General features: G+C 63.2%; 14 protein-coding genes. 3 read left to right on the top strand and 11 right to left on the bottom strand.

Annotation, left to right across the window (positions count from 1 at the left end; genetic code table 11):
- A partial coding sequence (locus F4U94_RS16665) for an electron transfer flavoprotein subunit alpha/FixB family protein (protein WP_211363307.1) occupies nt 1-395 on the top strand: 395 nt, incomplete at its 5' end.
- 58 nt (nt 396-453) lie between these two features.
- On the opposite strand, the gene F4U94_RS16660 is transcribed toward F4U94_RS16665, so the two are convergent.
- Together F4U94_RS16660 and F4U94_RS16655 are read right to left on the bottom strand one after the other, a co-directional pair.
- Complete coding sequence (locus F4U94_RS16660) at nt 454-810, bottom strand: glycine zipper 2TM domain-containing protein (protein WP_120250554.1); 357 nt, start codon at nt 808-810, stop codon at nt 454-456.
- Nucleotides 811-972: 162 nt separating this feature from the next.
- Nucleotides 973-1,191, bottom strand: coding sequence for a hypothetical protein (locus F4U94_RS16655; protein ID WP_120250553.1), 219 nt, complete (start codon nt 1,189-1,191; stop codon nt 973-975).
- 120 nt (nt 1,192-1,311) lie between these two features.
- Between F4U94_RS16655 and F4U94_RS16650 the strand changes: the two genes are divergently transcribed.
- Entirely contained in the window at nt 1,312-1,914 is a 603-nt protein-coding gene (locus F4U94_RS16650) for a hypothetical protein (RefSeq protein ID WP_120250552.1), read from the top strand.
- Nucleotides 1,915-1,922: 8 nt separating this feature from the next.
- Here the strand turns inward: F4U94_RS16650 and F4U94_RS16645 are convergent, their stop codons facing one another.
- The 8 genes from F4U94_RS16645 to uvrA form a co-directional block, all read right to left on the bottom strand.
- Entirely contained in the window at nt 1,923-2,105 is a 183-nt protein-coding gene (locus F4U94_RS16645) for a hypothetical protein (RefSeq protein WP_120250551.1), read from the bottom strand.
- Nucleotides 2,106-2,235: 130 nt separating this feature from the next.
- Complete coding sequence (locus tag F4U94_RS16640; protein WP_120250550.1) at nt 2,236-2,448, bottom strand: cold-shock protein; 213 nt, start codon at nt 2,446-2,448, stop codon at nt 2,236-2,238.
- A 177-nt stretch (nt 2,449-2,625) separates the two neighbouring features.
- A complete protein-coding gene (locus F4U94_RS16635; RefSeq protein ID WP_232015712.1) occupies nt 2,626-3,726 on the bottom strand; it encodes a hypothetical protein in 1,101 nt (366 codons plus the stop codon).
- 87 nt (nt 3,727-3,813) lie between these two features.
- Nucleotides 3,814-3,996 carry a hypothetical protein gene (locus F4U94_RS16630; RefSeq protein WP_120250549.1) on the bottom strand — a complete coding sequence of 61 codons (183 nt, stop codon included), beginning with the start codon at nt 3,994-3,996 and terminating at the stop codon, nt 3,814-3,816.
- Nucleotides 3,971-4,519, bottom strand: a complete 549-nt coding sequence (locus F4U94_RS16625) for a hypothetical protein (protein ID WP_120250548.1) — start codon at nt 4,517-4,519, stop codon at nt 3,971-3,973. Before F4U94_RS16625 ends, F4U94_RS16630 begins: the two co-directional genes overlap by 26 nt.
- Nucleotides 4,516-4,704 carry a type II toxin-antitoxin system RelB family antitoxin gene (gene relB / locus F4U94_RS16620; protein WP_120252113.1) on the bottom strand — a complete coding sequence of 63 codons (189 nt, stop codon included), beginning with the start codon at nt 4,702-4,704 and terminating at the stop codon, nt 4,516-4,518. Before relB ends, F4U94_RS16625 begins: the two co-directional genes overlap by 4 nt.
- Nucleotides 4,705-4,769: 65 nt before the next feature.
- Nucleotides 4,770-5,552: a hypothetical protein gene (locus F4U94_RS16615; protein ID WP_145986219.1), complete on the bottom strand. Its 783-nt coding sequence runs from the start codon at nt 5,550-5,552 to the stop codon at nt 4,770-4,772.
- Nucleotides 5,553-5,559: 7 nt separating this feature from the next.
- The gene (gene uvrA / locus F4U94_RS16610) at nt 5,560-8,478 is read right to left on the bottom strand and encodes an excinuclease ABC subunit UvrA (protein ID WP_120250547.1); all 2,919 of its coding nucleotides are present in this window, start codon (nt 8,476-8,478) and stop codon (nt 5,560-5,562) included.
- A 923-nt stretch (nt 8,479-9,401) separates the two neighbouring features.
- Here uvrA and F4U94_RS16605 point away from each other — a divergent pair.
- Nucleotides 9,402-9,746 carry a UrcA family protein gene (locus tag F4U94_RS16605; protein WP_120250545.1) on the top strand — a complete coding sequence of 115 codons (345 nt, stop codon included), beginning with the start codon at nt 9,402-9,404 and terminating at the stop codon, nt 9,744-9,746.
- Nucleotides 9,747-10,211: 465 nt separating this feature from the next.
- Here the strand turns inward: F4U94_RS16605 and F4U94_RS16600 are convergent, their stop codons facing one another.
- Complete coding sequence (locus F4U94_RS16600) at nt 10,212-10,973, bottom strand: enoyl-CoA hydratase/isomerase family protein (RefSeq protein ID WP_120250544.1); 762 nt, start codon at nt 10,971-10,973, stop codon at nt 10,212-10,214.

The following is a 10,973-nucleotide window of genomic DNA, read 5'->3' as shown; positions in this document are numbered from 1 at the left end:
GCGCCGAGATCGTCAAGCTGGAACGTCCCGAACTGACCAGCGCCAAGATCATCGTGTCGGGCGGCCGGGCGCTGAAGGATGGCGAGACGTTCGAGGCGACCATCTTCCCGCTGGCCGACAAGCTGGGGGCTGCGGTCGGTGCGAGCCGTGCGGCGGTCGATGCGGGCTATGTGCCCAACGACTATCAGGTCGGCCAGACCGGCAAGATCGTGGCGCCCGAAGTCTATATCGCTGTCGGCATTTCCGGCGCGATCCAGCATCTGGCTGGCATGAAGGACAGCAAGACCATCATCGCCATCAACAAGGACGAGGATGCGCCGATCTTCCAGGTCGCGGACATCGGCCTGGTCGGCGATCTGTTCAAGGTGGTGCCGGAGCTTACCGAAAAGCTGTAAGCCAACATCACGGAGTAGGAAAGGCCGTGGGGAGTAATCCCCACAGCCCTTTTTTATGTCATTCGCAGTTGATGTCGTTCTTGTCGATCGCTCGGCCGGCCAGCGCGCCGCCGGCGCCGCCCAGGATGGTGCCTAGCGTTTTCGAGCCGCCCGGAGCGATGATGTTGCCCAGAACGCCGCCTGCGATGGCGCCGACGATGGTGCCGGTGGTGCCGTCATCCCGCTTGCAATAATAGCGGCCGTCGCGGTCGCGGTAGATCTGGTCATTGTCGCGGATCGGGCGGCGGTGACCACGGGGTGGACCGCGGCGGTCGCCGGGGCGGTCATAGCCGTAGCCGCCGCCGTAATTGTCAGACGTGCAGGCGCCGAGTGGGAGCATCGCCAGGATGGCGGCTGCCAGAACGGGTTTGCGCATGGGGGTTTCTCCTCTTATGTCCCTGTCGGCGGATCAACCCTTTGGCAGGCCGATAGTTTCCCAAAGAGAAGCCGCCCGTCGCTGCCATGAGAGGGGGTATGGCAGCAAGCGGGCGGCGACCGGCGGCGAGCGGGGACTGTAGCCGCCGGATGGGAATGGTTTTTAATTGGGCAGCGGGCGACTGCTGGTGACGGACGGGGTGACCAGCGGGGTGCTGGACGCGGTTACGGTGCCGGTTTCGGCACGCTGTTCGTCCAGCTTGGCCTTCGCTTCGCCATAGCGGGCGACGATGTCGTCCTTGAACTCGGTCAGCTTGCCTTCGTCATAGAGCTTCTTGCCGACATAGCCGGCGATGGCGCCGAAAATCAGGGTGCGGATCATGGGAATCTCCTAATCTGTGGGTTTGATGGGATAACTGGCCACGGCGACAGGGGTTCCGAGGACGATTGCCTGAGCGGCGCTTTCCGCTAGTCTTGCGGTGGGCTGTGGGGGAATTGAGGCATGTCGGCTTTCGATCTGGTGTTCGCGGCGTTCGGCCTGTTGCTGGGCCTGGCCATTGCCGAAGTATTGGGCGGCTTTGCCAGGGTGCTCAAACTCAAGCGATCCGCCAAGCCGGTGCGGGTCGGATGGTTGACGCCGCTGCTGGGCCTGTTCGTCATGCTGGACCTGACCAGCTTCTGGGGCACGGCATTCAGCATGCGGGACCAGATGGATGCCAGCTACCTGACGCTGGTGGTCGTGCTGGCCATCGTCGGTGCCTATCATCTGATCGCGTCGGTGATCTTTCCCGACGAGCCGGAGCAATGGCCCGATTTCGACGAATGGTACGACAAGCAGAACCGGCTGGTGATTGCCGGGTTGCTGGCCCTCAACATCGTCGTGACGGTCGCCCATGGGATATTGGACGAGTTGCGTCCCATTCCCGAGGCGGCAGATGGGCCGGCAGGGGCATTGGGCGTGGCATTTTATCTTGGCGGCGCGCTGTCGCTGTTCGCGCTGCTGGTCGCCCTGCTGTTCGTCCATAATCGCCGGTGGAACGTGGCGATGCTGGTGGCGCTGAACCTGATTTTGCTGAGCACCAGCATATTGGAAGATTATGTCTGAAAACCCGGTCAGGCCGGATTGCCGCCCCGTTCGCGCAGCGCGCGGCTGGTGTCGATCTGATCCTGGCGGCGGGCCATGGCGAGGAAGGCTGCTTCGGAGCGGAGGCAGCGGTCGCGGACATTGTCCAGCAGAGCGGCGGCGGCGTCATCATGCGCCTTGGCGGCAAGGGCGTGATAGTCGGGATTGGCCATGGCTGCGCTCCTGTTTTGGCAGAGCGATATCCCGTCGGACGGCATCATCCGATGCCTGGAAAATCGCGCAAAACCAATGAATAGGTGATCGGGCGCCACCATGGCGGCGCCCGACCGGATCGCATGCCAATTATTCGGCGTGCGCGATGTTCACAGCCGCCATCTTGCCGCGACGGTCCTGCTCCAGATCATAGGAGACGCGGTCCTTTTCGCGCAGCGTGGCGAGGCCGGCGCGTTCCACGGCGCTGATGTGGACGAACGCGTCCGGGCTGCCATCATCGGGAGCGATGAAGCCAAAGCCCTTGTCGGCGTTGAAGAATTTTACGGTGCCTACGATGCTCATGGAAACTTCCTTCTTGTCTGCGACGCGTCCCGTGTGGACGCACCGGGTCGCTAAAGGGGCAGGGAAAGAAGGAGTGAGGGAGCCGCAAAGCGCCGAAAGACCGTCGATTTGCGACTATAGCTTCCCCTATGTAGGCGATAGGCGGCGAAATAGCAAATCGGGGGCCGGGGCGGGCGTTCAGGCGGGCACGGGATGGGCTTTCGCCATGGCGCCGGTGTCCGTTTCGGCGGGTGTTTCTTCGGGCAGCAGGCCGGTGCCCTTGCGAGCGAAACCGAAATAGGCGTCGCGGGCGCGGGCCGCCGCCATTTCATAGGGTTGGAGCCAGGCCGCATGCTCCGCCTCCAGCGCCGCCTGCTCATCGGGCGTCAGATCGCGGTCGTAATCGTCCACATCATAGTCGCTGCTGCTGGCATCGCCGGTGAAGCCGGGTGGCGGCGGGAAGTCGGTGCGCCAGCGCTCCAGCTGGCTTTCCCACCAATGGCCGCGCAGACGGGCGGCGGCTTCCTCCGGCGGCAGATCGGACCGGTTGGGCTCTGGTTCCGGCCCTGATTCCGGCGCAGGTTCGGGGCGAAGTTCACACCGTTCATCGGCGACGGGATTCTGCGGATTTTGCCCGGCTGCAAGCGGCATGCGCGCGGCGACGAAGAGCGCGGCGCAGGCCCCGGAGGAGATGGACGCGGCGACCGCCTCCACCACCGGTTCGGGCGTTTCGGGGCGCGACCCGTCGAGCAGTTGCGCGTCGGCCATAGTGCGGGCGCGGGGTTCTCCGCCGGTGCGAGGGAGGGCGAGGCCGTCCAGTTCCGCCTGCGCCACATCCTGCGGACAGAGCATGTCGAGATAGGCGGCGAAATCCTGCGCAACGACGCGGGCGAGGGCGGCGTCGGAGCCTTCGGCCGGGGAGTCAGCCATGCGATCGAGCCGGGCGAGCATCGACATGGCGAGGCGATTGTCGTGGCGGTGGCGGGTGATTTCATAATTGTCCGGGTCTTTGCGGATGGTTTCTTCATTGCCCATGATCGCGCGGGAGAGGAGGTCCGTCGCGAGGCGCGCGCGGGCGATCAGGATCGCGGCGTCCCAGCCGAGGCGAAAGGCCGCGCCGTCATAGCGGGTGCGCAACGCATAAGCGGAGCGGGCGGTGATGCGCACGGCTTCACAGGCGAGCATGATGACGCCGGACGAGGCGAGGACTTCAAGAAAGCGCCGCTGCCGCGCCGGGGACCAGCCATCGGCGCGGGTTTGCGGATGCGCGGCGGGGAGGATGGGGTCGTGGATGGACATGGCTTGGCTCCCGGTTGGAGAAGGTCTTGCCGGGAGGATAATTGGGAGGGGAGTGTGTAGGACAGGGGAATAGGATTTGCGGGGGTTTTACCAGTTGCCGCCGATATCCTTGATTGCCTCAAGCAGGGCTTTCTTGCTCTCCGTGCGCCGCGTGCCGCTGTTTCGGGGAATATCCGCATCGGTGATGCCGAGTTCGGCGCGACGGCGTGCGATCTGACGGCCGAGTTCTTCCAGCGTGATCGGTTCAGAGGATGACATCTTCGATTCCATAGTCGCCGGCCGTTTCATAGCGGATACGGCTTTCCATATAGTCCAAATCAAGCTGTTCCGAAAGGCGGGCGAGGGTGCGGGCCTGCTGCAACATATCGCGGGCCGTGCCCGATGCATATTGACCCATGCGATCGGCGATCATGTCTTCTACCGCGATGACATGAATGACGCCTTTGTCACCGACCCGGATCGGACGCACCCGGCTGCGGTCGGCCTGACCGTCCAGCAGCGTGGACGAGACGATTTCGAAGCCTAGTTGAAGAACGGGATGAATCCAGCCGCGTGTCGCCTTGCCAGATCCAACCGGACGGATAAATCCATGATCCTGCAACACAGTCTCGAATGCGGACTGCGCGCCCGTCACGATGTCGAAGTCGCCGGTATTGATGGCGCCTAGCGTATAGATTTCCACCGCTGCGCCGCCGACGAGGACAGGGCTTTCCCTTCCGGCTTTGGCCATGGCTTCACTGACGCGAGCAAAGGCGGCGAGCGCGGCTTCGAACTCGGGGCGATAGGCGGTCATGCCTGATCAGGTCGTTTTTTGCGTCGGTCTATGATGGCCTGCATTTCTGCCATGACGATTTCATGCGGGACGCCGGGGCGGGGGTCTGCCAGCGATGCCTCAATCTCCGAGCGGAGCCATGTGTCGTAGGCTGCTGCCTCTTCGGTCGTCGCGAACTCGGACTCGATGGGGGTGAGTTTGGGCATGAAATGAAGGATACTATTGGCACGCTTTATGTACCAGTCGAACATGTGGGCCGCATTTACTAAAATTAGTTTTGATTGCGCCGGGCGTCTGCTGGGCGCATCTTTAGATGAGGGGAGGCGCAGTCAGCTAAAGTCTTCAAATTCGCTAGCATCACCGGGTGCGTAAACTGACTTTTAGACGCGTGCCGCAGCTCTGGATCTGTCACTGATAGCCAGCCTCGGCTACCCTCTGAGTATAACGTCTGACTTACCGCCACGCAGTTCAGCCCAATCGACGGGTGGGGATTTTGCTTTAATAATCGACTGAACTGTCGCTCGGCTGCAATCGGACCGGTCATGTCGATTTCTGTTTCAGCCACAAACTCAACTCGCCCGTCATCGCCTACCACTTTGAATTCTTGAAGATTTCTCCAGTTTTCGGTCGGCCCAGGCGCGTTCATGATCAGATGTAAGATGCCAACATATGGGAAGCCCGCTTTCAACAATCCATTGGCTTGCGTAATACCATATCTGTCTACATTCTTACTCCAGTTTGGACCTCTAAGTGCCAGTCTTTTCACTTCAATAGCGGCAGCAAACTCCGGTCGCGGTTGCCCATGAAAGGTTGGGATTATCAATATGTCTATATCGCCGGGTTGTCCCGGCTTAAGGCCCAAATCCTCTCGGGGTACTTCCGCAAAAATAATGTAATCCCAACCTGGGCGAGGAGGTGGCCCAATGGCTGGCTCAACTACAAAATTAAAGAACCAGTATAATGATGATGACTCATTGCATAAATATTGAACTAGTTCTCGTTCCGGCGCATTCAAAAGATTTTTACCTATATATTTTTCTGTTTCGAATCTCATAAGAAATTCATTCCGCTGCCAAAGCCTCCAGCCCCAGCAACGGCGCAAGATAGCGCCCCGTAAAGCTGCGCTTCTCCTTCACGACCTTTTCCGGCGTGCCTTCCGCGACCACTTCGCCGCCCTTCACGCCACCCTCTGGTCCCATGTCGATGATCCAGTCCGCCGTCTTGATGACGTCGAGATTATGTTCGATCACGACCACGCTGTTGCCCTGGTCGACCAGCGCGTGGAGGACTTCGAGGAGTTTGCGGACATCCTCGAAATGCAGGCCCGTCGTGGGTTCGTCCAGGATGTAGAGCGTGTTGCCGGTGGCGCGGCGGCTGAGTTCCTTGGCGAGTTTGACGCGCTGGGCTTCGCCGCCGGACAGGGTCGTGGCCTGCTGGCCGACCTTGATATAGCCAAGGCCGACTTCCGCCAGCATCGCCATCTTGTCGCGGATGGGCGGCACGGCCTTGAAGAATTCGACCGCATCCTCGACCGTCATGTCCAGGACGTCGGCGATCGAGAGGCCCTTGAACTTCACCTCCAGCGTCTCGCGATTATAGCGGGCGCCGTGGCAGACGTCGCAGGTGACATAGACGTCGGGGAGGAAGTGCATCTCGATCTTGAGCAGGCCGTCGCCGGTGCAGGCTTCGCAGCGGCCGCCCTTGACGTTGAAGCTGAAGCGGCCGGGCTTGTAGCCGCGCGCCTGCGCTTCGGGGAGGCCGGCGAACCAGTCGCGGATGTTGGTGAAGGCGCCGGTATAGGTGGCCGGGTTGGAGCGCGGGGTGCGGCCGATGGGCGACTGGTCGATGTCGATCACCTTGTCGCAATGGTCGAGGCCCGTCACCTTGTCATGCGCGCCGGCGACGATGCGGGCGCCGTTGAGGGCGCGCGCCGATGCCGCATAGAGGGTGTCGATGGTGAAGCTGGACTTGCCCGATCCCGACACGCCGGTGATGCAGGTGAAGGTGCCGAGCGGGATCGACGCGGTGACGCCACGCAGGTTGTTGGCGCGGGCGTTGTGGACGGTGAGTTTCTTGCCCGATCCCTTGCGACGCTTGGCCGGGACTTCGATGCGGCGGGTGCCGTTGAGATAGTCCGCGGTCAGGCTGTCCTTGTTTTTCAGGATCTGCTTGAGCGTGCCCTGTGCGACGATGGCGCCGCCATGGACGCCGGCGCCCGGCCCCATGTCGACGATATAGTCGGCGGCGCGGATCGCATCCTCGTCATGCTCCACGACGATGACGCTGTTGCCGAGGTCGCGCAGGCGCTTCAGCGTGACGAGCAGGCGGTCGTTGTCGCGCTGGTGCAGGCCGATCGAGGGTTCGTCGAGGACGTAGAGGACGCCTGACAGGCCGCTGCCGATCTGGCTGGCGAGGCGGATGCGCTGGCTTTCGCCGCCCGATAGCGTGCCGCTGGTGCGGTCGAGGTTGAGATAGTCGAGGCCGACATTGTTGAGGAAGCCCAGGCGCTCGACGATTTCCTTGAGGATGGCCTTGGCGATCTGGTTCTGTTGATCGTTCAGCGCTTCGGGCATGGTGGTGAAGAAGTTGAGCGCGTCCACGACCGAGCGGCGGGTGGAGAGGCTGATGTCCTCGCCCGCGATCTTCACGGCCAATGCTTCGGGTTTCAGGCGCGCGCCGTGGCAGGTTTCGCAGGGCATGGCGGTCTGATATTTGGCCAGTTCCTCGCGCATCCAGGCGGAGTCCGTTTGCAGGAGGCGGCGGTTGAGGTTGCCGATGACGCCCTCAAACGCTTTCTTGACCTCATAGCTTTTCTTGCCGTCCTGGAAGCGCAGGGTGACGGGCTTGCCGCCGGTGCCGTGCAGGATGATGAGCTTCACTTCGCCCGGCAGGTCGGTCCAGGGGGTTTCGAGGCTGAAGCCGAACTCCTTGGCGAGGGAGCCGAGCACCTGCATATAATAAGGGCTGGGCGGGTTGGATTTGGCCCAGGGGACGACGGCGCCCTTCTTGATCGAGAGCGCTTCGTTGGGGACGACGAGGTCGGGATCGAATTCCTGCCGTTCACCCAGGCCATCGCAGGCGGGGCAGGCGCCCAGGGGGGCGTTGAAGGAGAAGAGGCGCGGTTCGATGTCGGGGATGGTGAAGCCGCTGACGGGGCAGGCGAACTTCTCCGAAAAGACGATGCGGTTGAGGGGGATGCCCGCGCCCTTCATCTTCTTGTCGGTGGACTGCACTTCGTCTTCGCGGCCGGGCACGACGCCTTCGGCCAGATCGACATAGGCGAGGCCGTCGGCGAGTTTGAGGGCCTGTTCGAAACTGTCCGCGAGGCGGGTGCCCATGTCCGGGTCCACGGCCAGGCGATCGACGACGACTTCGATGTCATGCTTGTACTTCTTGTCGAGGGCGGGGGCATCCTCGATCAGATACATTTCGCCGTCGATGCGGACGCGGGTGTAGCCCGCCTTCTGCCATTCGGCCAGTTCCTTGCGATATTCGCCCTTGCGCCCGCGCACCACGGGGGCGAGCAGGTAGAAGCGGGTGCCTTCGGGCAGGAGCATCACGCGGTCCACCATCTGGCTGACGGTCTGGGCGCTGATGGGGAGGCCGGTCGCGGGGCTGTAGGGGATGCCGACGCGCGCCCACAGGAGGCGCATATAGTCGTAGATTTCCGTGACCGTGGCGACGGTGGAGCGCGGGTTGCGGCTGGTGGTCTTCTGCTCGATGGAGATGGCGGGGCTGAGGCCCTCGATATGCTCGACATCGGGCTTCTGCATCATCTCCAGAAACTGGCGCGCATAGGCGGAGAGCGATTCCACATAGCGGCGCTGACCCTCCGCATAGATGGTGTCGAAGGCGAGGGACGATTTGCCCGAGCCGGACAGGCCGGTGATGACGACGAGGGAGTCGCGGGGCAGATCGACGTCCACGCCCTTGAGGTTGTGTTCACGCGCGCCGCGCACGGAGATGTGGGTCAGACTCATGGGGCCGTTCTATATTTGTTCGATGAGGCGGGAGCAAGCGGAAGCGGGCATCCCCAGGGCGAAGATAGGAAAGCGAACGATCAAATGCGAGGGCGGTTGCGAAGCATCTGGCGCAAAAGGGATTTCGAGCGCCGGCTCCACCCTGTCTCATGTCGTTGGTGGCGCGACGAGGGCCGTTCGTCCCCCCGGCATGCCGCCGGGCGGTGCGCATGGGCGGATCATCGAAGCGGGCGGGATCGTCATCATCCTGTCGCTATGATGAGGGCATAGGGCAGCGCGGGTTGCACCCGTTAAGCGACGGTTCACCGCAAATGGCGTCGTTTCCCCTTGATACAATTATCCTGATCCGGAGTGCCCGACAGCATCTGGATACGCCCCCGGCATCCCTTGCGCCGGGGGCGTTTTCATGTCCGCGTGATTCGCGGGGTTGCCCGTCTCGACATGCGCATAAGAGCAAGAAGCCCTGAGACTGACTCATATGGAGGGTTCCCCGGCGGAGGCCGGGCTCCAGTCCCACGCTCTGCACTGGACCCCGGCCTACGCCGGGGAACGCTAAGCCATAGGTTCCCATCATTGCTTTTTGGCATAAGAGCGCATGTCGGTGCGGATGCGCCTCAGGCGTATTTCACCATAATCCCTTACGGAAATGTCGTTTGCAGAAGCGGGACATGTCGTTCGTCCCGCCGTTCGTCCGCGTGCGTCGGCGCTTGGTCGGCAATGGCGTCGTTGGCCGATGGGGATCGTTGCCGGGTCGAAGCGGACGGGCGCCGGGCGGATCGGAGGCGTAACAAGATGAGGCGAACGGGGCAGGTGCCGCCCCCCCCTGAAAAGACCCTTCCGGCTCCGCCCGTTCGCACCCGGCGCTTTCCATAGCCCCCCTTTGACGGGGCGCCGGCCACAACAGATTTCGAGGAGATAGCCCCATGTTCCGTTCGACCCAATTTGCCGCCGCTCTTGCCTCCATCGCTTTGCTGGCCAGCGCCGGCGCCGCGTCCGCGCAGGAGTTCCAGTCCAATGGCCGCACCACCGGCGTCTATCATGGCGACCTGGACCTGGCGCAGGCGGCGCATCAGCAGAAGCTGCGCAGCCGCATCGCGCGCGCCGCCAACCGCGTCTGCGCGTCGATGGATCTGCAAGCGCAGATGAGCTGCAAGGCCAAGACGATCGCCCATGTCGAAGCGCCGATCACCGCCGCCATCGCGCGCGCCGAGACGGGCGAGCGTTATGCGGATGCGGGCAAGACCGTGCGGCCGGTGGTCGGGAACTGATCCCGACGCGCCATGATGTGAAGCGATCGTTTCCCGTTCCCCGGCGTAGTTGATGGGAGGCGCGTGACTTCTATCGAGGGTACAGTCCCACGATTTGAACTGGACCCCGGCCTGCGCCGGGGAACGGTACATATGGGTGAGCGACATGATGCCTTGCCATGATCCGCGCGGCCCGTGTGGATGGTTTTGCGATAAAGGTCCGGTTTGCGCCGGGCCTTTTCGTATTGGACTTCTTCTGTTTTGGAACGTTAGGCCGCGCCGCGATATGCGCCTGCCTGATCGCGAGGCCCCATGGCGCCGGCTCATTCGAAGCGTTCCCAGGCGCAGTTGATGGGAGGCGCGTGACTCCCATCAAGGGTCCAGTGCCACGCTCCGAACTGGACCCCGGCCTACGCCGGGGAACAATGTACTCGTTCGAGAAGCCGGCTTTCGCTGGCATGACGGGAATAGGGTGCGTGTGGCCGGTCAGAAATCCGGGCGGCTTTTGGTGCGGAAGGCGGTGACGCCTTTGGCGAAGTCGGGCAGGGTGAAGGCGTCGCGGAACAGGGCGAGCGTGGTGGCGTCGTCGTCCGCCTGGCCATCGAGGATGCGGCGGACGATCGCCTTGGACGCGCGGACGCTGTGCTGGGCGTTGGCGGCGATGGTGCGGGCGAGCGTATCGGCGGCGGTGAGGGGATCGGGCGCGATCTCTTCGATCAGGCCGATTGCCAGCGCGTCGTCGGCGGTGTGGAGCGCGCCGGTGAAGAGGATGCGCTTGGCACGGGCCGGGCCGACCAGATCGAGCAGCAATTTCGTGTCGAACAGCGAATAGACGATGCCGAGTTTGGCAGGCGTGATGCCGAGGCGCGCGGTGGGCGATGCGATGCGCAGGTCGCAGGCGATGGCAAGGCCGCAGCCGCCACCGACGCAATCGCCGTCGATCGCGGCGATCACCGGCTTTTGCGCATGGGCGAGCGCATATTGGCTGGCGCGGATCGCGGCCTGATTGGCTATGCGCCAGTCTTCTTGGCCGGAGCAGGCGGCAAATTCGTTGATGTCGGCGCCCGCGCAGAAGAGGCCGGGCGTGGCGGAGGCGAGGATGAGGACGCGGACGGCGTCATCGGCCATCGCCTGGCCGACGAGCCGGGGGAGCTGTTCCCACATCGCCTGGGTCATGGCGTTGCGCCGGTCCGGCCGGTCGATCAGCAGCCGGGCGACCGGGCCGTCCTGTTCCAGCCGCAGATGCAT

This window comes from Sphingobium limneticum (genome assembly GCF_008710155.1).
Lineage (GTDB): Bacteria > Pseudomonadota > Alphaproteobacteria > Sphingomonadales > Sphingomonadaceae > Sphingobium > Sphingobium limneticum.
Note: the sequence above shows the minus strand (reverse complement) of the source record. Positions and strands in the feature narration are given on the sequence as shown.

Excerpts from the sequence above, each read along its gene's own strand:
- F4U94_RS16640 (WP_120250550.1), bottom strand. The coding sequence starts at position 2,448 with ATGAGCATCGTAGGCACCGTAAAATTCTTCAACGCCGACAAGGGCTTT.
- F4U94_RS16655 (WP_120250553.1), bottom strand. The coding sequence starts at position 1,191 with ATGATCCGCACCCTGATTTTCGGCGCCATCGCCGGCTATGTCGGCAAG.
- F4U94_RS16605 (WP_120250545.1), top strand. The coding sequence starts at position 9,402 with ATGTTCCGTTCGACCCAATTTGCCGCCGCTCTTGCCTCCATCGCTTTG.
- F4U94_RS16615 (WP_145986219.1), bottom strand. The coding sequence starts at position 5,552 with ATGAGATTCGAAACAGAAAAATATATAGGTAAAAATCTTTTGAATGCG.
- uvrA (WP_120250547.1), bottom strand. The coding sequence starts at position 8,478 with ATGAGTCTGACCCACATCTCCGTGCGCGGCGCGCGTGAACACAACCTC.
- F4U94_RS16630 (WP_120250549.1), bottom strand. The coding sequence starts at position 3,996 with ATGGAATCGAAGATGTCATCCTCTGAACCGATCACGCTGGAAGAACTC.
- F4U94_RS16625 (WP_120250548.1), bottom strand. The coding sequence starts at position 4,519 with ATGACCGCCTATCGCCCCGAGTTCGAAGCCGCGCTCGCCGCCTTTGCT.
- F4U94_RS16600 (WP_120250544.1), bottom strand. The coding sequence starts at position 10,973 with ATGCATCTGCGGCTGGAACAGGACGGCCCGGTCGCCCGGCTGCTGATC.
- F4U94_RS16650 (WP_120250552.1), top strand. The coding sequence starts at position 1,312 with ATGTCGGCTTTCGATCTGGTGTTCGCGGCGTTCGGCCTGTTGCTGGGC.
- F4U94_RS16635 (WP_232015712.1), bottom strand. The coding sequence starts at position 3,726 with ATGTCCATCCACGACCCCATCCTCCCCGCCGCGCATCCGCAAACCCGC.
- F4U94_RS16660 (WP_120250554.1), bottom strand. The coding sequence starts at position 810 with ATGCGCAAACCCGTTCTGGCAGCCGCCATCCTGGCGATGCTCCCACTC.
- relB (WP_120252113.1), bottom strand. The coding sequence starts at position 4,704 with ATGCCCAAACTCACCCCCATCGAGTCCGAGTTCGCGACGACCGAAGAG.
- F4U94_RS16645 (WP_120250551.1), bottom strand. The coding sequence starts at position 2,105 with ATGGCCAATCCCGACTATCACGCCCTTGCCGCCAAGGCGCATGATGAC.